The sequence below is a fragment of the Massilia agrisoli genome (genome assembly GCF_020831365.1).
GTDB classification, from domain to species: domain Bacteria; phylum Pseudomonadota; class Gammaproteobacteria; order Burkholderiales; family Burkholderiaceae_D; genus Telluria_A; species Telluria_A agrisoli.
In genome coordinates, this window is sequence record NZ_JAJHPV010000021.1 from 143,120 (window position 1) to 161,997 (window position 18,878).

23 protein-coding genes and 1 pseudogene are annotated in these 18,878 nt (G+C 61.8%); 16 read left to right on the forward strand and 8 right to left on the reverse strand.

Translation table 11 applies throughout. The features are described 5' to 3' along the window. The first annotated feature begins 1 nt into the window (after position 1). Positions 2-223, forward strand: coding sequence for a hypothetical protein (locus LMJ30_RS19470; protein ID WP_229434231.1), 222 nt, complete (start codon positions 2-4; stop codon positions 221-223). Positions 224-245: 22 nt separating this feature from the next. On the opposite strand, the gene LMJ30_RS19475 is transcribed toward LMJ30_RS19470, so the two are convergent. The 3 genes from LMJ30_RS19475 to LMJ30_RS19485 all read right to left on the reverse strand — a co-directional run bounded on the left by LMJ30_RS19475 (position 246) and on the right by LMJ30_RS19485 (position 1,268). Continuing rightward, positions 246-533 (reverse strand): YkgJ family cysteine cluster protein, encoded by a 288-nt coding sequence (locus LMJ30_RS19475; protein ID WP_229434232.1) that lies wholly within the window; start codon positions 531-533, stop codon positions 246-248. 123 nt (positions 534-656) lie between these two features. After that, entirely contained in the window at positions 657-854 is a 198-nt protein-coding gene (locus tag LMJ30_RS21935) for a heavy metal-binding domain-containing protein (RefSeq protein WP_229434531.1), read from the reverse strand. Positions 855-872: 18 nt separating this feature from the next. Further along, the gene (locus tag LMJ30_RS19485) at positions 873-1,268 is read right to left on the reverse strand and encodes a hypothetical protein (RefSeq protein ID WP_229434233.1); all 396 of its coding nucleotides are present in this window, start codon (positions 1,266-1,268) and stop codon (positions 873-875) included. A 201-nt stretch (positions 1,269-1,469) separates the two neighbouring features. On the opposite strand from LMJ30_RS19485, the gene LMJ30_RS19490 reads away from it, so the two are divergent. The 4 genes from LMJ30_RS19490 (at position 1,470) to LMJ30_RS19505 (ending at position 4,707) form a co-directional block, all read left to right on the forward strand. Next, positions 1,470-2,120: a TetR/AcrR family transcriptional regulator gene (locus LMJ30_RS19490; protein WP_371873054.1), complete on the forward strand. Its 651-nt coding sequence runs from the start codon at positions 1,470-1,472 to the stop codon at positions 2,118-2,120. A gap of 162 nt (positions 2,121-2,282) precedes the next feature. After that, positions 2,283-2,936: a protein-L-isoaspartate O-methyltransferase family protein gene (locus tag LMJ30_RS19495; protein WP_229434235.1), complete on the forward strand. Its 654-nt coding sequence runs from the start codon at positions 2,283-2,285 to the stop codon at positions 2,934-2,936. 12 nt (positions 2,937-2,948) lie between these two features. Next, the gene (locus LMJ30_RS19500) at positions 2,949-3,272 is read left to right on the forward strand and encodes a rhodanese-like domain-containing protein (RefSeq protein ID WP_229434236.1); all 324 of its coding nucleotides are present in this window, start codon (positions 2,949-2,951) and stop codon (positions 3,270-3,272) included. Between the two features lie 76 nt (positions 3,273-3,348). Continuing rightward, positions 3,349-4,707, forward strand: coding sequence for a TolC family outer membrane protein (locus tag LMJ30_RS19505; RefSeq protein WP_229434237.1), 1,359 nt, complete (start codon positions 3,349-3,351; stop codon positions 4,705-4,707). A gap of 196 nt (positions 4,708-4,903) precedes the next feature. Here LMJ30_RS19505 and gloA read toward each other — a convergent pair whose 3' ends face one another. The 4 genes from gloA to LMJ30_RS19525 form a co-directional block, all read right to left on the reverse strand. Beyond that, on the reverse strand, positions 4,904-5,332 hold the full coding sequence (gene gloA, locus LMJ30_RS19510) for a lactoylglutathione lyase (RefSeq protein WP_229434238.1): 429 nt from the start codon (positions 5,330-5,332) through the stop codon (positions 4,904-4,906). 90 nt (positions 5,333-5,422) lie between these two features. After that, positions 5,423-5,851 (reverse strand): OsmC family protein, encoded by a 429-nt coding sequence (locus tag LMJ30_RS19515; protein WP_229434239.1) that lies wholly within the window; start codon positions 5,849-5,851, stop codon positions 5,423-5,425. A gap of 92 nt (positions 5,852-5,943) precedes the next feature. Beyond that, positions 5,944-7,308, reverse strand: a complete 1,365-nt coding sequence (locus LMJ30_RS19520; RefSeq protein WP_229434240.1) for a PQQ-dependent sugar dehydrogenase — start codon at positions 7,306-7,308, stop codon at positions 5,944-5,946. Beyond that, positions 7,308-7,613 (reverse strand): hypothetical protein, encoded by a 306-nt coding sequence (locus LMJ30_RS19525; protein WP_229434241.1) that lies wholly within the window; start codon positions 7,611-7,613, stop codon positions 7,308-7,310. The genes LMJ30_RS19520 and LMJ30_RS19525 overlap by 1 nt, the downstream gene beginning before the upstream one ends. A 282-nt stretch (positions 7,614-7,895) precedes the next feature. Here LMJ30_RS19525 and LMJ30_RS19530 point away from each other — a divergent pair, with 282 nt between their 5' ends. From LMJ30_RS19530 to LMJ30_RS21900, 5 genes and pseudogenes are all read left to right on the forward strand, one after another. Next, positions 7,896-8,798, forward strand: coding sequence for an NAD kinase (locus tag LMJ30_RS19530; RefSeq protein ID WP_229434242.1), 903 nt, complete (start codon positions 7,896-7,898; stop codon positions 8,796-8,798). Positions 8,799-8,814: 16 nt separating this feature from the next. Next, complete coding sequence (gene recN, locus LMJ30_RS19535) at positions 8,815-10,479, forward strand: DNA repair protein RecN (protein ID WP_229434243.1); 1,665 nt, start codon at positions 8,815-8,817, stop codon at positions 10,477-10,479. Between the two features lie 44 nt (positions 10,480-10,523). After that, on the forward strand, positions 10,524-11,630 hold the full coding sequence (gene hemH / locus LMJ30_RS19540) for a ferrochelatase (RefSeq protein WP_229434244.1): 1,107 nt from the start codon (positions 10,524-10,526) through the stop codon (positions 11,628-11,630). 109 nt (positions 11,631-11,739) lie between these two features. After that, positions 11,740-12,144: pseudogene (locus LMJ30_RS19545) on the forward strand (BPSL0067 family protein). Beyond that, positions 12,131-12,577 (forward strand): STY0301 family protein, encoded by a 447-nt coding sequence (locus LMJ30_RS21900; RefSeq protein WP_371873055.1) that lies wholly within the window; start codon positions 12,131-12,133, stop codon positions 12,575-12,577. The pseudogene LMJ30_RS19545 and the gene LMJ30_RS21900 overlap by 14 nt, the downstream one beginning before the upstream one ends. Positions 12,578-12,657: 80 nt before the next feature. On the opposite strand, the gene LMJ30_RS21720 is transcribed toward LMJ30_RS21900, so the two are convergent. Then, positions 12,658-12,780, reverse strand: coding sequence for a hypothetical protein (locus tag LMJ30_RS21720; RefSeq protein ID WP_267869732.1), 123 nt, complete (start codon positions 12,778-12,780; stop codon positions 12,658-12,660). A gap of 225 nt (positions 12,781-13,005) precedes the next feature. Here LMJ30_RS21720 and grpE point away from each other — a divergent pair, with 225 nt between their 5' ends. From grpE to LMJ30_RS19575, 6 genes are all read left to right on the forward strand, one after another. Then, on the forward strand, positions 13,006-13,554 hold the full coding sequence (gene grpE / locus LMJ30_RS19550) for a nucleotide exchange factor GrpE (RefSeq protein WP_229434245.1): 549 nt from the start codon (positions 13,006-13,008) through the stop codon (positions 13,552-13,554). A gap of 92 nt (positions 13,555-13,646) precedes the next feature. Further along, positions 13,647-15,590 (forward strand): molecular chaperone DnaK, encoded by a 1,944-nt coding sequence (gene dnaK, locus LMJ30_RS19555; RefSeq protein WP_229434246.1) that lies wholly within the window; start codon positions 13,647-13,649, stop codon positions 15,588-15,590. Positions 15,591-15,722: 132 nt separating this feature from the next. Continuing rightward, positions 15,723-16,847 carry a molecular chaperone DnaJ gene (gene dnaJ, locus LMJ30_RS19560; RefSeq protein WP_229434247.1) on the forward strand — a complete coding sequence of 375 codons (1,125 nt, stop codon included), beginning with the start codon at positions 15,723-15,725 and terminating at the stop codon, positions 16,845-16,847. A gap of 67 nt (positions 16,848-16,914) precedes the next feature. Continuing rightward, a complete protein-coding gene (gene can, locus LMJ30_RS19565; RefSeq protein WP_229434248.1) occupies positions 16,915-17,592 on the forward strand; it encodes a carbonate dehydratase in 678 nt (225 codons plus the stop codon). Next, entirely contained in the window at positions 17,589-17,945 is a 357-nt protein-coding gene (locus LMJ30_RS19570; protein WP_229434249.1) for a nucleotide pyrophosphohydrolase, read from the forward strand. The genes can and LMJ30_RS19570 overlap by 4 nt, the downstream gene beginning before the upstream one ends. A gap of 282 nt (positions 17,946-18,227) precedes the next feature. Further along, a complete protein-coding gene (locus LMJ30_RS19575) occupies positions 18,228-18,842 on the forward strand; it encodes a DedA family protein (protein WP_229434250.1) in 615 nt (204 codons plus the stop codon). Positions 18,843-18,878 lie beyond the last annotated feature (36 nt).

An 18,878-nucleotide genomic window follows, 5' to 3' on the forward strand; every position in this document is an offset into this window, starting at 1 on the left:
CTTGCCAAACCCATCATTGTCCTCATTTGTTGGCAATGATGAAACAGAAGCTAAACTGGAGGAGGCCGCTTTTCTACCTGCTGCTACCCATATTCTTCGTTATGGTATTTCTCGGGTTCCCGCTGCCCGTGGCGCCGCCGCCGGCTCTCAAGCCGACTCAGGAACAAACGGAAGTGGTCAAAAAGAAGAAGCGCAAACGCCGGACAGGATTTGTTCCGGATAATACTGATGACGCCTGAGCTGGATTACTCAAACGCCCCCGGGGTGGTTGCCCGCTCGAGGTCGCCCAGCCATTGGAGCGCATGCTCCCGCGACGTGCCGCACATGTCGGCCGACGCCTGCAGCCCCGCGCAGAATGCAGGGCGGCTCGGATGGCCAAAGATGGCGCAACCATTGGTGTCCGTCAGCTGGACGCAGCGAACCCCGGCCGGCTTGCCGTTTGGCATACCTGGAATCGGCGAGGTGATCGAGGGAGCGGTGCAGCATGCGCCGCATCCGGCACGGCAGCTGACCTTGTTTGCACTGGCGGACATCGGCAAGTTCGGAAAGAGGGTGCGACAGTATACCCCGGCAAGCGGCGCCTGATGCACCCCAAAATGCAGCTTGAGCGCGTGATCAGGACGGAAAAGCGCGGCAGCGCATGATCCGCTAATTGACTACACGCCGCCAATCACATCCGCACCGTCCAGCAATGGCTCCAGCACCCGACCGCAATTCGGGCACACGCCCGGACCGGCATGCCGCACTTCCGGGTGCATCGGGCAGGTGTAGACGGTGCCGTCAGGCAGCGGTTGCGGGTACGGATGCAAGCCGGACTGAACTTTGGCAAGGGTAAGCGTTCGGAACGTATGCATGCTTGGCCACCGAACGCCTTAACCAGGCGCCGGAACGGGCGCTGGCGTCTCCGGCGTTTCCGTCAACATTTGCATCATCATCTGCATCATGGCCTGGTGCTTTTGGACCATGGCCGGGTCCATGCAGGGCGCACCTGGCTGCATCATGCCCATCGAGTCGTGCATGGCGGCCATGCCTTCGCGCATGACCTTTCGATGGTCCGCCATGAGCGCCTTGCGCTCATCCGGCGTTTTGGCCGACATCATCCTGCCGTGCGCTTCTGTCATCGCCCGCATCCGCTCATCCATCTGGGTCTGCTGCGACACATTCGCCGCTTGCAGGGTAGCGCCACGGGGGCTAGCGCCGCGCTGGCCAGCGCAGGCTGCCAGGAGCGCTGCGGCGAGAGTGGCTACAACAATAAGATTGGTGTGCATTTGGTCTCCTAAGGGGGCGGTTCCCAATCCATCGTAGGCAGCACGGCCGCATGGCGGTTGAGATGTCTCAAAGTCGTGCGGGGAGATTTCGGCGGCGCCCGGTTGGAACTGGCAACCGAAACTAAAGCAGCCCCAGCTTGACGGCCCGTTACCACGGGTCTATATTAATGACTCGCAAGTAAGTTACCCGGATGGCTGCACATGGATTGCTCTTTCAATATGAAACCGCGCTGGGAGCGCCGCAAGGACGCGCGCCCCCAGGAGCTTCTGGCCGCCGCGCTGGACCTGTTTGTCGAACGGGGATTCGCTTCAACCCGGCTCGAGGATGTCGCCAAGCGCGCCGGCGTGTCGAAGGGCACGCTTTACCTCTACTTCACGAACAAGGAAGAATTGTTCAAGGCAGTGGTGCGTAATACCGTCGTGCCCGCCATCGACGCCGCCGAGGAGGATATCGCCGGATTTGAAGGCCATAGCGCCGACCTGTTGCGCCGCGTTGTGCACGGCTGGTGGGAGCGCATGGGCATGACCAACGCGTCCGGCATCATCAAACTGGTGATGGCCGAAGCAGGAAATTTCCCCGACCTTGCCCGCTTTTACCAGGAAGAAGTCATCGCGCGCGGCACCCGCGCCACCGCTGTCATGCTTGAGCGCGCCATCGAGCGGGGCGAGTTCCGCCCCATCGACATTAACGTGATGACCCAGGTGCTGATCGCGCCGGTGCTGATGCTGATGACCTGGAAGCATTCGGTCGGCCCGTGCGCGCAAGGCCAGCTCGACGCCCCTGCCTTCATCGATTCCTTCCTCGACATGGCGCTGCACGGCTTGTTGCCGCCCCCTGCAGCCCAGCCGTGAGTTGCCACAAGCGCCAAGTCGGCGTTTTCGCGGGTTCATTCCCTTTAAACTGCAGACTGTCGCAATTTCTCGCGATCTACGAACCCATGTCGCTAAGATGTGGGTTCTGAGGCCGTTCAACGATAAAATATCGGATTATTATTTTCCCACCGAGTCATAAAGATGAATATCGAACAAGCCCGCTTTAACATGATTGAACAGCAGATCCGCCCGTGGAACGTGCTGGACCAGGACGTGCTCGACCTGCTGGTAGTCGTCAAGCGCGAGGAATTCGTTCCTGCCGCGTGCAAGGCATTGGCGTTTGTCGATACCGAAATCCCGCTGCCAGGCGGCGAGGCAATGTTTACGCCGAAGATGGAAGCGCGCATTTTGCAGGAAATTATGCTCAAGAAGCATGAGACCGTCCTTGAAATCGGCGCGGGCTCCGGCTACATGGCTGCACTGCTGGCGCACAAGGGCCGTCACGTGACGACCGTCGAAATCTCGCCGGAACTCAAGGCGATGGCCGAAGCCAACCTGTCACGCGCGGGCGTGGCCAACGCCACCGTCGAAGAAGGCAATGGCGCTGCTGGCTGGGACAAGGGTGCACCGTTCGACGTGATCGTGATTTCGGGCGCGCTGGAAGTGCTGCCGGAAGCGTTCCTCAAGCAGGTCAAGGTTGGCGGCCGCATCGCTGCGATCCTCGGCACCGCGCCTGTGATGTCGGTAAATATCATCACCCGCGTTTCCGAAACGGCGTACGACACGGTCAAGGTATTTGAGACCAATGTCAAGCCGCTGGTCGGCGCGGCCGCGGTGTCGCATTTTACTTTCTAAGGCGAAGCGGCGATGAAGCACCTTACCGCACCCGAGCTTGCAGAGCGGCTGGCCGATCCATCGCGCCCACGCCCGCTGCTGCTCGACGTGCGCGAGGGATGGGAATTCGAGGCCTGCAAGATCGAAGGCTCGACCCTGATCACGATGAACACCATTCCTGCGCGCCTGCAGGAACTCGATGACGATGCCGAGATTGTCTGCATCTGCCATCACGGCGTGCGCAGTGCGGCGGTTGCGTCCTTCCTGGAACGCAACGGGTTCACGGATGTAACGAATTTGACGGGCGGAATCCACGCCTGGGCTGTGCAGGTCGACAGCACGATGCCGCAGTACTGATCGCCAGCGCTGCGGAATCGGAAACAAGTCAGCTGCAAATTTACTTAACCTTTTGATGACTCCAACGGAGAATGCAATGCAGAAATCCCTAATCGCCGTGCTGATTGCCAGCGCTGTTGTCTCGCTCAATGCACAGGCGGCCGACCTCCTCGACGTGTACAAGCAGGCACTGGCAAATGATGCGGTGTTCGCCAGCGCGCGCGCGTCAGCGGCGGTTGGCAGGGAAAAGGTTCCGCAAGGGCGTTCACTGTTGCTCCCCACCGTAGGTGCAAACGGTGCGATCGTCAAGAACGACACCGATGTCTCGCCATGGAATGAGGGCGCGCTCGGAACACTGCCGAACGGCACCACCGGCATCATTCCAGGCGGCGGCAGCAACCTGCGCACCAACGAGTACACGCTGTCGCTGGTGCAGCCGCTGTTCCGCTGGGCGAACTGGCAGACCTACCAGCAGAGCAAGCTGCTGCAGGCTGTCAGCGAAGCGCAGTTTGCGCAGGCCCAGCAAGACCTGATCACCCGCGTGGCGCAGGCCTACTTCGACGTGCTGGCAGCGGAAGACACGCTGGAATCGACGCGCGCACAAAAGACCGCGACCACCGAGCAGCTGGCGTCGGCCAAGCGCAATTTTGAAGTCGGCACCCAGACTATCACCGACACCCACGAAGCACAGGCAGCGTATGACCTGGTTGTGGCGCAGGAGTTCGCCGCCGTCAACGACCTCGAAGTCAAGCGCACCGCGCTGCAGGCCATCATCGGCACCGCGCCATCGGCACTCGCGCCGCTCAAGCCAGGCGTTGCACTGGCCTCGCCCGAGCCTGCACTGATCGACCCATGGGTGTCGTCGGCCGAAAGCCAGAACTACGGCGTGGTCGCGGCCCAGCTGGCGCTGGAATCGGCCAAGCGTGACATCTCGAGGAACCGCGCCGGCCACTACCCGACCCTGGACCTGGTTGCCAACTCGACCCACCGCAAGGTCAACGGCCAGACCAACAGCTCGGGCACCACGCAGAACAACGCCATCGGCGTGCAGTGGAACATCCCGATTTTCAACGGCTTCGCTGTGACCAGCCGCGTGCGTGAATCGATCGCGCTGGAAGACAAGGCCCGCAATGACCTGGAAACCACGCGCCGCAACGCAGCGCAATTTGCACGCCAGGCTTACCTGGGCGTCAACAGCGGCCTGGCGCAAGTGAAGGCGCTGGAAGCGGCCGAAGTATCGAGCACCTCGGCGCTGGAATCGAACAAGCTGGGCTACCAGGTTGGCGTGCGCATCAACATCGACGTGCTGAACGCCCAGCGCCAGCTGTACTCGACCCGCCGCGACCTGTCGCGCGCGCGTTACGACACCATCGTCAATGGCCTGCGCCTGAAGGCGGCGGCAGGTTCGCTGCGCGAGGACGACCTGATCCCGGTCAACAACCTGCTGCAGAAATAAACGCGGCTGGTATAGCGAACGGCGCCGAGGCGCCGTTTTTTTTGGCGAGTTACCCCGGCAAGTGCCGTCGTTCCCGCGAAAGCGGGAATCCATACCGAGTACGCACGGTGAGCGCATAAGTCGCCGCTGCTCGTCTTCAGCATGGGTTCCCGCGTTTGCGGGAACGACGGCATATGGTTTTTTCTGAGGTCAATCGCTAAGCGACTTCGCTTAACGCGGCCAGGCCAGCGCCGGCGCCATTGTCCTTGCGTTCAATCAGCTCGATCTTGTAACCATCCGGATCGGTGACGAAAGCGATCACCGTGCTGCCGCCCTTGACCGGCCCCGGCTCGCGCGTGACGTTGCCGCCGTTGGCGCGCACCGAGTCGCAGGCTGCATAGATGTCGTCGGCAGAAACGGCCAGGTGGCCGTAGGCAGTGCCGAGCTCGTACGTGTTGACGCCCCAGTTGTAGGTGAGCTCCAGCTCGGCATGGTCCGGGTTGCTGCCATAGCCCACGAACGCCAGCGTGTATTTGTATTCCGGGTTCTCGCTCGTGCGCAGCAGTGTCATGCCGAGCACCTTGGTGTAGAAGTCGATCGATCGCTGCAGGTCGCCCACCCGCAGCATGGTGTGCAGGATACGCATCCTTGCTCCTTAGCTGTATGAATGACTACAATTTTAAGCGTTAAGGAGCATTCCTGCGCGCTGTTCCCGCTTTCGCGGGAATAGCGATGGTCAGGCTTCCAGCCTCGCGTCAAGCGTGATTTTTGCGTTAAGCAGTTTGGATACCGGGCAGTTGGCCTTTGCGTCCTGCGCCGCGGCGTCGAAGGCTTCCTGGCTGGCGCCGGGAATCTGCGCGACCAGTTGCAGGTGCACCGCCGTGATGGCGAAACCGCCGTCGACTTTGTCCAGGGTGACGGTTGCGGTGGTAGCCAGGTGCTTGGCCGTCATGCCGGCTTCGCCGAGCTTGCCCGACAGGGCCATCGTGAAGCAGCCCGCATGGGCGGCGCCGATCAGTTCTTCCGGATTGGTGCCGGGGCCGTTTTCAAAGCGCGTGTTGAAGCCGTACTGCGTGTTGTCCAACACGCCGCTTTGGGTCGAGATAAACCCTTTGCCGTCTTTGAGTCCGCCACTCCAGGCGGCAGATGCTGAGCGTTTGTTCATTGGTGCCTCCATGGCTTTTTGGGTTTCTAAAGCCATAGAATGCCACGCTGGGCGCGCGGACTCTGTACGGGGGCGCACAAAGCCCTGCGGGCTTACTTCCTGGCGGCGGCCGGGGCTGCCGCGGCAGGCGCCGCTGTCGGCGTACCGGCCGGCGTGATGCGCCAGACGATGTTGCCGACGTCGTCAGCCAGCAAAATCGCGCCCGTCTTGTCGACCGCGACGCCGACCGGACGGCCATACGCTTTTTCATCCTTGCCCAGGAAGCCGGTGACGAGGTCCTGCGGTGGGCCGTTCGGCATGCCGCCGGCGAACGGTACGTAGATCAGCTTGTAGCCCGAATGCGGCTTGCGGTTCCACGAGCCGTGCTGGCCGACCAGCGCGCCGTTTTTAAACTGCGGCATCAGGTTGCCATCGTAAAAGGCGAGGCCGAGCGACGCGGTGTGGGCGCCCAGCGCGTAGTCAGGCTTGATGGCCTTGGCCACCAAGTCCGGGCGCGGCGGTTCCACACGGGTGTCGACGATCTGGCCGTAGTAGCTGTACGGCCAGCCGTAGAAGCCGCCATCCTTTACCGAGGTCATGTAGTCGGGGACCAGGTTGTCGCCCAGTTCGTCACGCTCGTTGACGCTGGTCCACAGGACTTTGCTCTCCGGATGGAACGCCATGCCCACAGGGTTGCGCAGGCCGCTGGCAAAGATGCGCCCCTTGCCGGTGGCGCGGTCGAATTCCCAGATCGCGGCGCGGCCTTCTTCCTTGTCCATGCCGTTCTCGCCGATATTGCTGTTCGAGCCAACCGACACATACAGCTTGCTGCCGTCAGGGCTGGCAACGAGGCCTTTGGTCCAGTGATGGTTCATCCCGGCAGGCAGGTCGGCCACCTTGGTGGCTTTCGCGGTGATGCGGGTGTCGCCTTCCTTGTACGGGAACTTGACCAGCGCGTCGGCGTTGGCCACGAACAGTTCGTTGCCGACCAGCGCCATGCCGAACGGCGAGGTCAGGCCGTCGAGGAACACGGTGCGGGTGGTGGCCTCGCCCTTGGCGCCCAGGCCGCGCAGCAAGGTGATGCGGTTGGCGGACGGCACGCCGGCGCCGGCCTTCTTCTGCTGCTGGGCCATCACCGCGCCCTTGATCTTCTTGACCACGCCGTCAGGCTTGTGTTCTTCCTTCTTCGGCGGCTTGTTGGTTTCAGCCACCAGCACGTCGCCGTTCGGCAGCACGTACAGCCAGCGCGGGTGGTCGAGGCTGCCCGCATACGCATTGATCGCCAGGCCCTTCGCCGCTACCGGGTAGGTGCCTTTCGGCCATGGCTGCGCCTTGGCCACGTTCACCGTCGGGATCAGCTGCTTGTCCGGCGCCGGCAGGGTCGGGTTGGGCCCGAAGCCGGGTGGCATGGTCTGGGCAACGGCCGCTGCGCACAGGGCGGTCAAGGCTAAGCCTGGGATCAATACGGCTGGTTTCATTATTTTTTTCCTCCGGTTGGGGTGACGACGTCGTGGTGGCGCATGCCGTTGGCAGCGTCGGGCTGGGGTTTGGCCTGGCCCGGGCTGCCGGCGTGTGGAACGGCTTCTTCGATGCCGCGGGTGCCGTGCAGGTCGGTGTCGACCAGTCCCTGTTCGAGGTCGCTGGCTGCCTGCTCCATGACCCCGCGTGGCTTGGTGTCCTGCGCGTCCGGCGACTCGTCGCGTTCGTGCGGCAGGCGTTTGACGCCGTCATTCTTCATCCTGGCGTCGGTGTTGACCCTGCGGTCGCGTGTTTCGGTAACCATGTGTGCTCCCTCGCTGCTTGCGGTTCAATTGTGCAAATGGTATCGCTTTGCATTGAACCGGGTCGCCCAATTGGGCGGCGCGCAGCAGGGAGGCCGCGATGTCGCCGGCCAAGGTGGCGCGGGCCCCGGCGAGATGATGTTTGTCCTTGTCTTGCCGGAAGCTGGCGCCGCACCCTATACTGTGCATTTATACAGCCTTCGCAGCGCGGGGGCGAAGTAGCAGGCGCAGGCATTATCGGGTAATCTCCTGCGTGACGCCATCAATCAACCGCCGAGATTCCTATGCCCGAAACGCCTGACATGCAGAAAACCATTGCGCTGGTCGTGCGTCCGAATACCGCGGGCATCGAGCAGCCGGTGCAGCAGCTGGTGGACTTCCTGCAGCACAGCGGCTACCGCGTGGTGTTCGAAGCGGGCACCGCCGAACACCTGGCCCTGCCCGGCATCGACGCGATGAGCGCGGCCGACATCGGCGCCACCGCGCAGGCGGTAGTGGTGATGGGCGGCGATGGCACCATGCTGGGCATCGCGCGCCAGCTGGCGCCCTACGACGTGCCGCTGGTGGGCATCAACCTCGGGCGCCTCGGCTTCATGACCGATATTCCGGTCGAGCGCATGATCCCGGCGCTGGACGCCATCCTGGGCGGCAAGGCGCGCTCCGAAAAACGCACCATGCTCGAAGGCTGCGTCAAGCGCAACGGCGAAACCATCCATTGCGGCCAGGCCGTGAACGACGTGGTGGTGGCGCGCGGCGCCGGCGCCGGCATGATCGAGCTGAAGGTGACGGTGGACGGCGACTTCATGTACAACCAGCGCTCCGATGGCCTGATCATCTCGACGCCCACCGGCTCGACCGCGTACGCGCTGTCGGCCGGCGGCCCGCTGCTGCATCCGACGCTGGGCGGCATCGCGCTGGTGCCGATCGCGCCGCATGCCCTGTCGAACCGGCCCATCGTGGTGCCCGACAGCAGCACCATCACGGTGGAAATCGTGGCCGGGCGCGACACCAGCGTGAACTTCGACATGCAGACCTTCGCCAGCCTGATGCACGGCGACCAGATCATCATTTCGCGCTCGCCGCATGACATGACCTTCCTCCACCCGGAAGGCTGGACCTATTACGACACGCTGCGCGAGAAGCTGCACTGGAACGAATACCCGGCGGGCGACAGCCGGCCGAAATAACAGAAAACCTCACTACATGCTGCGTACACTTTCCATCCGCGACTTCGTCATTGTCGATTCGATCGAGCTTGAATTTTCCAGTGGTTTTTCAGTGTTGACCGGCGAGACCGGCGCCGGCAAGTCGATCCTGATCGACGCGCTGCAGCTGGCGCTGGGCGGGCGCGGCGACGCCAGCGTGGTGCGCGAAGGCGCGGCCAAGGCCGATATCACGGCGGACTTCACGGCCGGCGGCGCGGCAAGCGACTGGCTGGCCCAGAATGAGTTTGCGACTGAGGAAGGCGGCGCGCTGCTGCGCCGGGTGATCGACAATGCGGGCCGCTCGAAGGCCTACATCAACGGCATCGCAGCCACGGCGACCCAGTTGCGCGACCTGGGCGAGCTGCTGGTCGACATCCACGGCCAGCATGCGCACCAGTCACTGCTCAAGCTCGACGCGCAGCGCGCGCTGCTCGACAGCCAGTCGGCAGCGAAAGAGGGCGGCGGCGCGCAGCATGCGCAGGATGTGGCCGCCGCGTACAAGGCATGGCGCGCGGTATCGCGCCAGCGCGAGGAATTCGAGACCAACGCCAGGAACGTGCTGGTCGAACGCGAGCGCCTGGAGTGGCAGGTGAACGAGCTGGAAAAGCTGGCGGTCAAGCCGGGCGAATGGGCTGACATCACCAACGAGCACAGCCGCCTTTCGCACGCGGCCAGCCTGCTCGAAGGCGCGCAGGAGGCGCTGACCGCGATTTCCGAATCAGAGCATCCGATCCTGTCGCAGATTGCGTCGCTGAACCAGAAGCTGGGCAAGCTGGTCGACATCGACGCGCAGCTGCAGCCGGTGCTCGATTGCATGGAGCCGGCACGCATCCAGTTGCAGGAGGCGGTGTACGCGCTGAACGATTACCTTGACCGGGTCGACCTCGATCCCGAGCGCCTGCGCCAGGTGGAAGGGCGCCTTGAAGCGATCCACAGCACGGCGCGCAAGTTCCGCGTGACGCCGGAGGAGCTGCCCGAAGAACACGCGAGCCTGTCGGAAAAACTCAGGCAGCTGGCCGACGCCAGCGACATCGACGGCTTGCGCAAGCAGGAAGAAAAGCTCAAGGCCGACTACCTTGCCGCGGCGAAGAAACTGTCGGCAGTGCGTACGGGCGCGGCAAAATTACTGGGCACGCAGGTGACGACCGCGATGCAGGAACTGAACATGACCGGCGGCAGCTTTGTGGTTGCGCTCAATCCTGTCGAAGCGTCGGTGCACGGGGCCGAGCAGGTGGAGTTTTTGGTAGCCGGCCATGCCGGCGTGGCGCCGCGGCCGCTGGCCAAGGTGGCCTCCGGCGGCGAGCTGGCGCGCATCGCGCTGGCCATCTCGGTCATCACGTCCAATTCCGCAACGACGCCGACCCTGATTTTTGACGAAGTCGACAGCGGCATCGGCGGCGGCGTGGCCGAGGTGGTGGGGCGCCTGCTCAAACGGCTTGGACAGGAGCGACAGGTGTTGTGCGTCACCCACCTGCCCCAGGTGGCCAGCCAGGCCAACCAGCATTTCCAGGTCGCCAAGGGCACCACGGAGGCCGGCAAGACCGTGTCTCGCATCGACGTACTCGACAATAAAGCACGAGTGGAAGAGGTCGCGCGCATGCTCGGTGGAATAGAGATCACAGCAACAACAAGAAAGCATGCCCGCGAACTATTAGCGTCCTAGAAAACTTATAATAGCGGGCTTTCCGCCTCCTTTTCCGGACCTTCATGCCCTTCCGTAAAGAACCTCCTTATATCCACGGCACCGTGGCCACGAGCGCCGTCGTGCTGGTCAACCTTGGCACGCCTGACGCGCCAACCCGCAAGGCCGTGCGGCGCTACCTGAAGGAGTTCCTGTCGGACCCGCGGGTGGTGGAAATTCCGCGCCTGGTGTGGTGGTTCATCCTGAACCTGATCATCCTGCCGTTCCGCTCGGGCCAGTCGGCCAGCAAGTACCGCACGATCTGGACCCGCGAAGGGTCGCCGCTGAAGGTGCATACCCAGAAGCAGGCGGCGCTGCTGCATGACATGCTGGAAGCGCGCGGCCACGGCGACGTCAGCGTGGTGATGGCGATGCGCTACGGCTCGCCCTCGCTGCCGGAAGTGCTGGACCAGCTGAAGGCGAAAAACGTCGAGCGCATCGCGGTGCTGCCCGCCTATCCGCAATACTCGGGCACGACCACCGGGTCGATCTACGACGCCGTGTTCGCCCACTATGCGGGCGTGCGCAACCTGCCCGAGCTGCGCATGGTGCGTAACTACCACGACAACGAGGCCTACATTACGGCGCTGGAAGAAAGCATCCAGTCTTACTGGGAGGCGCATGGCCGCGGCGACAAGCTGGTGATGAGTTTCCACGGCGTGCCCAAGCGCACCTTGCTGCTGGGCGACCCGTACCACTGCGAATGCCACAAGACCGCGCGGCTGCTGGCCGCACGCCTGCGCCTGACGCCCGACCAGTATGTGGTGACCTTCCAGTCACGCTTCGGCAAGGCCGAGTGGCTGCAGCCCTACACGGCGCCGACCTTGCAGCAGCTGGCGCGCGACGGCGTGGCGCGGGTGGACGTGGTCTGCCCGGGCTTTACCAGCGACTGCCTGGAAACGCTGGAAGAGATCTCGATGGAAGCCAAGCATGAGTTTGAAGCGGCGGGCGGCAAGGAATTCAACTACATCCCCTGCCTGAACGAATCGCCGACCTGGATCACGGCGCTGGCCGAAATCGCCGAACAGCACATCATCGGCTGGCCGACGATGCTGTCGCAGGCGCAGCGCGACGCGCGCCAGCTCGACGCCGAAGCCGGCCGGGCGAACGCCGTAGCGCTCGGCGCCCCATAGCTAGCCGCTTAAACGCGAATGAACTCGGTTGCTAAGCATCAAGATTTTGACAGCCGAGGCGGAGGATGATTGCACCACGCTACCAATGAGGCTGGCGATGGAGGAAATCATGCCATACGTGTATTTGAAGGCTAACAAACTTGAAGGCGAACCCCTGGCTGGCGATGGCGATTGTGTTGCGCTGGTAAAGAAATACGCGCCGGGCCTGCAAGCGCTACCCACTTCGGCATGGCGAGCCGGAAAGCGAGTGATGGACGATGGGAATCTCGCGCCAGGAACTGCGATTGCGACTTTCGTCGGCGGGAAATAGCCGTCGGGCAACCACGCCGCGTTTTTCCTCCGCCGCTCGGGTGCCGCACTCTGGTTTGTCGACCAATGGAAAAATGATCCCGTCAACCGACCGTATATCCGTGCGCGACTCATCCATGGCCCCAAGCCACGAGTTCGGCGCAATGCGGACGGGTCGTGGCCTGATGCCAGTAACGTGTCGGAGGCATATTATGTCATCGAGTAATGCTGGAGCACTACGGGTTTGTAACACGCTCGGCTTGGTGGTGCTGGTTCTCTGGTGGGGACAGGCAAACGCGGGCGAAGCGTGTCCCCTCATATTGCCGGGTGAAACGATCGCCACCCTTCGACCTCCGGCCGAATGGCGCGCGCAGGTCCAGCGTGAAGTCAGGCTTTATACAGCAGGCCTGATTGCCGGCGATCCGTCAGAAGGGGCGTATTTAAAACCGCTGAAGACCGAGCTGACGCGAAACGGTGACACGGATGCCGTAGTGTCTACCTGGGACCTCGGCGTCCCACGGAAGAACGTCTGGCTATACTGCGGTTACGGGGATGCGGTCGAGATGTTCCGGCCAATTCAAAACCATGCGTCCAAGTGTGTCATGACGAGCAAAGTGCGAGGGCGCGCCATACGCGATATCGAACTAGTCTGCAATTAGTCGGCAGCTAGCCGGACACCCCGCATACGCGCTGGTTTCCGGTGCAGACTTCACAATTGACAACCAACATTTGCAGCCTGTTAAAATAGCAGGCTGACATGCATATTCCCCGGATTGATGGATGACAGCTCGGCATAGCAGAGCCACGCCACAGTCAGGACGGTATAGGCAACAACGCTAGCGACGAGCAGGGATAACTTCATGATGAACTCCGGTTGGTAGTTCAATATTAGTTCGTTCCATCCTCACAAGATTGCTCGAATTGGTAAGACTTGTAACTGTAGTTACATCTTGCTTTTAGCACTCATCGCGACAGAGTGCTGTTAATACCCCTTGAAGTTGTAGGCTATAGCCCCATTTGGGGGGAAGTGTAGTTAGCACGACACGTCATACCACCATCCAAGTCATTGATAGTAGGAGCTTTTTCGATGCAAGACCAAGAAAACAAGGATGTGTCCAGCACGCCTGAAGACGAAACCGTCCAGGTATCGGCGGCCACCGCCGCAGACGAAGGTGTTTCCAATCTGGAAGAGCAGCTGAGCGCCACCGAGGCGAAACTGGCAGAGACGCATGACGCGTTCATGCGCGCCAAGGCCGAGGCGGAGAATATCCGCCGCCGCGCCCAGGAAGACGTCAGCAAGGCGCACAAATTCGCCATCGAAAGCTTCGCTGAAGCCATGGTGCCAGTGCGCGACAGCCTGGAAATGGCGCTGAAGGTGGAGTCGCCGACGGTGGAATCGCTGAAGGAAGGTGTCGAGATGACCCTGAAGCAGCTCTCCGCCGCATTCGAGCGCAACCGCCTGGTGGAAGTCATGCCGGCCGTGGGCGAGAAGCTGGACCCGATGAAGCACCAGGCCGTGGCCGTGGTGCCAGCCGACCAGGAAGCCAACACCGTCGTCAACGTGTTGCAAAAAGGTTACATGATCGCTGACCGTCTGTTGCGTCCGGCCATCGTCACAGCGGCACAAGCAAAATAAATACGCGACGAGGCTTCGTAAGCTCTTGAAAGCGCGAAGTTTTTCCAAATATCCGAATCATCTGAAAACATAGTAATTAAAAGGACAACATCATGGGCAGAATTATCGGTATCGACCTGGGAACCACTAACTCCTGCGTCGCGATCATGGAAAATGGTCAGCCAAAGGTAATCGAAAACGCTGAAGGCGCGCGTACCACGCCTTCCATTATTGCTTACCAAGATGACGGCGAAATCCTCGTCGGTGCGCCGGCCAAGCGCCAGGCAGTCACCAACCCTAAGAACACCCTGTTCGCAGTCAAGCGCCTGATCGGCCGCAAGTTTGACGAGAAAGAAGTGCAGAAGGACATCGGCCTGATGCCTTACTCGATCAACAAGGCGGACAATGGCGACGCATGGATCACTGTGCGCGACAAGAAGCTGGCGCCGCCGCAGATCTCCGCTGAAGTCCTGCGCAAGATGAAGAAGACCGCTGAAGACTACCTCGGCGAAGAAGTCACCGAAGCGGTCATTACCGTTCCTGCATACTTCAACGACTCGCAGCGCCAGGCAACCAAGGACGCCGGCCGCATCGCTGGCCTGGACGTCAAGCGCATCATCAACGAGCCGACCGCAGCTGCGCTGGCATTCGGCCTCGACAAGACCGACAAGGGCGACCGCAAGATCGCCGTGTATGACCTCGGCGGCGGTACGTTCGACGTGTCGATCATCGAGATCGCCGACGTGGAAGGCGAAAAGCAGTTCGAAGTGCTGTCGACCAACGGCGACACCTTCCTGGGCGGCGAAGACTTCGACCAGCGCGTCATCGACTACATCATCGACGAGTTCAAGAAGATCAACGGCCTCGACCTGAAGAAAGACCCGATCGCACTGCAGCGCATCAAGGCCTCGGCCGAGCGCGCGAAGATCGAACTGTCGTCGTCGCAGCAGACTGAAATCAACGAGCCGTACATCGCCATGGCGAACGGCGCGCCGGTCCACCTGAACCTGAAGATGACCCGCGCCAAGCTGGAATCGCTGGTGGAGGAACTGATCGCCGCGACCATCGAGCCATGCCGCACCGCGATCAAGGACGCCGGCGTCAAGGTATCCGACATCGACGACATCATCCTGGTCGGCGGCATGACCCGTATGCCCAAGGTGCAGGAAAAGGTCAAAGAGTTCTTCGGCAAGGAGCCACGCAAGGACGTGAACCCGGACGAAGCCGTGGCAGTTGGCGCGGCGATCCAGGGCTCGGTGCTGTCGGGCGAGCGCAAGGACCTGCTGCTGCTGGACGTGACCCCGCTGTCGCTGGGTATCGAAACGCTGGGTGGCGTGATGACCAAGATGATTCACAAGAACACCACGATTCCGACCAAGTTCAGCCAGGTGTTCTCGACCGCCGACGACAACCAGCCTGCGGTGACCATCAAGGTCTACCAGGGCGAGCGCGAAATCGCGGCCGGCAACAAGGGCCTGGGCGAGTTCAACCTCGAAGGCATCCCGCCAGCAGCACGCGGCACGCCACAGATCGAAGTGACCTTCGACATCGACGCCAACGGCATCTTGCACGTCGGCGCGAAAGACAAGGCCACCGGCAAGGAAAACAAGATCACCATCAAGGCGAACTCCGGCCTGACGGAAGCTGAAATCCAGAAGATGGTGAAGGATGCCGAGCTGAACGCGGAAGAAGACAAGAAGGTCAAGGAACTGGCGGAAGCGCGCAACCAGGGCGACGCCCTGGTGCACTCGACCCGCAAGTCGCTGACCGAATACGGCGACAAGCTGGAAGCCGGCGAGAAGGAAAAGATCGAAGCCGCGATCACCGACCTGGAAGGTTCGCTGAAGTCGGGCGACAAGGCCGAGATCGACGCCAAGGTAGCCGCACTGTCGACCGCGTCGCAGAAGCTGGGCGAGAAGATGTACGCCGACATGCAGGCGCAGCAGGCAGCCGGCGGTGAAGGCGGCGCAGGCGGCCAGCCAGGCGGCGAACAGGCCAAGGCTGACCAGGACGACGTCGTCGATGCTGACTTCAAGGAAGTAAAAGACGCGAAGTAAGCAATATAATGGAGGGCGGGCGCGCAGGTCGGCGCCCGCAAACATGGCCGAGCCCGGTGACCTTTTGGTTCGCGGCTCGGTTTTTTTGCATAATGAAGTAAGTTAGCAGATAGACAGCAAGGTGCCCGACATATGGCAAAGCGTGATTTTTACGAGATCCTCGGGGTCGCCAAGAATGCTTCGGAAGAAGATATCAAGAAGGCCTATCGCAAGCTCGCGATGAAATACCATCCGGACCGCAACCCGGACAGTAAGGAATCGGAAGAGAAGTTCAAGGAAGTTAAAGAAGCCTACGAGATGCTGACCACGCCGGACAAGCGCGAGGCATATGACCGTTACGGCCACGCAGGCGTCGACCCGAACATGGGTGGCGGCGGCGGATTTGGCGCCGGCGGTTTCGCCGACAGCTTCGGCGATATTTTCGGCGACATCTTCGGTGGCGGCGGCCGCGGCCGCAGTGCCGGCCCGCAGGTGTACCGCGGCGCCGACCTGCGCTACAACCTCGAGATCACCCTCGAGCAGGCGGCCAACGGTTTCGACACCACCATCCGCGTGCCGAGCTGGGACAAGTGCGACACCTGCCACGGCACCGGCGCCAAGCCAGGCACATCGCCGACCACCTGCACCACCTGCGCCGGCCACGGCCAGGTGCGCATGCAGCAGGGTTTCTTCAGCATCCAGCAAACCTGCCCGAAGTGCCATGGCAGCGGCAAGGTCATCACCGACCCGTGCGCGCCATGCGGCGGCCAGGGGCGTATCAAGCGCAACAAGACGCTGGAAGTGAAGATTCCGGCTGGTATCGACAACGGCATGCGCATCCGCTCGTCGGGCAATGGCGAGCCGGGCACCAACGGCGGACCGTCGGGCGACCTGTATGTGGAAATCCACATCAAGCCGCACGCCGTGTTCCAGCGCGAAGGCGACGACCTGCACTGCGAAATGCCGATCTCCTTCGTCAAGGCCACCCTTGGCGGCGAGATCGAAGTACCGACCCTGTCGGGCAAGGTATCGTTCACGATTCCTGAAGGCACCCAGTCGGGCAAGACCTTCCGCCTGAAGTCGAAGGGCATCAAGGGCGTGCGTTCGGGCTACGCGGGCGATTTGTTCTGCCATGTCGTGGTCGAGACGCCGGTCAAGCTGACCGACAAGCAGAAAGACCTGCTGCGTGAATTCGAGCGCCTGACGGTTGAAGGCGGGGCGAAGCACAGCCCGCAGAGCAAGGGATGGATGGACAAGGTGAAAGACTTCTTCGAGTAAGAAGCGAACCCCGAACCGCTGGCGCCGCAAGGCAGCCGGCGGTTTTTTTACGAGCAAAGGACATAAGATGAGCAACGACAATAAGCCACACGGCCTGACCACCGAAGAACTGTTCAAGCGTAACCAGGACTGGGCAGCATCGCGCATCGCCAACGACCCGGGCTACTTCAAGAACCTGGCCGCGCAACAGACCCCGGAATACCTGTGGATCGGCTGCTCGGACAGCCGCGTGCCGGCCAACGAGCTGCTCGGCATGGCCCCTGGCGAATTGTTCGTTCACCGCAACATCGCCAACGTGGTCGTGCATTCCGACCTCAACTGCCTGACGGTGCTGCAATTCGCGATCGACGTGCTGAAGGTCAAGCACATCATCGTCTGCGGCCACTATGGCTGTTCGGGCGTGCACGCGGCCATGGTCAACAGCCGTGTCGGCCTGGCCGATAACTGGCTGCGCCACGTGCAGGACGTCAACCAGAAACATGAGAAGTACCTTGGCGAGGTATTGCCGACCAAGGAGAGGGCTGAGCGGCTCGTCGAGCTGAACGTCGTCGAACAAGTGGTCAACGTCGCGCAAACGACCATCGTGCAGGACGCCTGGGAACGCGGCCAGCCGCTGACCGTGCACGGCTGGGTATATGGGCTGCAAGACGGCCTGCTGCGCAACCTCGGCATGGATGTCAGCAGCGCCGAAGAGCTTGCACCAAAGCTGAAGGGACGCCTGGAAAGCTACACCGCAGCGCAATGAGCAACGACCTGACCGTCATTCGCGACACTGTCCGCACTTTCGTGGAGGAGCGCGACTGGGACCAGTTCCACACGCCAAAAAACCTGGCGTGTGCGCTGTCGGTCGAAGTGGCGGAGCTGCTGGAGCACTTCCAATGGCTGCAGTCCGGCCAGCGCGACGAGCTGGGCCAGGCAAAGCTTGAGCAGGTGCGCCATGAGATGGCCGATGTGATGGTCTACCTGGTGCGCCTGGCCGACAAGCTCGACGTCGACCTGGGCGCGGCAGTCATCGAGAAAATGGCGCTCAACCGCGCCAAGTATCCCGCCGACCTGGTGCGCGGCGACGCGCGCAAGTACGATGAGTACAAAGCTTAGGTGACACGTGCGCCAACTTACCGATACTATCCTCCGAATCACGTCTAACGGTTAGGCCACCGTCGAGGTGCATAAACGTTCGAAGGTTGCATGAAAGCGCGCGCGAAGCGCCTCGACATCGGAGGTTCCACCACGGCTTGTATTTACATGCTAGCAGCTTGGCGCATCCTCAAGACGCTGCGATTTAATTCAGGAAAAATCCCTGGAAGCGGGATAGCGAACAGAACGAGAATTTGAACGCGTGATACGGTCGAGGTTGGTTCCTACGACACAAAGCAATCCATGTTCGAATTCATCGTTGATTTTCTCGGTAGCGCTGGCTACCTCGGGGTGTTCCTCTTAATGGCGCTGGAAAACATCTTCCCGCCAATTCCATCTGAAATGATCATGCCGTTCGCCGGCTTCATCGTTGCCCGCGGCGAGCTTGGGCTGGTGGGCGTGCTGCTTGCCGGCACGGCTGGTTCCGTGCTCGGTACCTTGCCATGGTTTTACGCTGGAAAGGCCTTCGGCCACGAGCGCCTGCGCCGCCTGTCCGCGCGCTGGGGCCAGTGGCTGACGGTGACGCCCGACGAGATCGACAAGTCGCTGGCGACCTTCGAGAAGCATGGCGCGAAAGCGGTATTGTTCGGGCGCCTGATCCCGGCGATTCGTACGCTGATTTCCATTCCCGCGGGGATTGCCGAAATGCGCCTGCTGCCTTTCCTTGCATGGTCGACGATTGGCTCGCTGGTGTGGTGCTCGATCCTGACTGGTGCGGGATTTGTCCTGGAAGCGAACTACGATGCCGTCGCCAGGTACATCGACCCGGTATCGAAGGTCGTCCTCGGCATCCTGGTTGCCACCTACCTGTATCGCCTCGTCACCTTCCGCCCCGAGCCGGAAAGCCGGCCGGAATAAACCCGCCTGGCCGTCGTCCTCGCGAATGCGGGGACC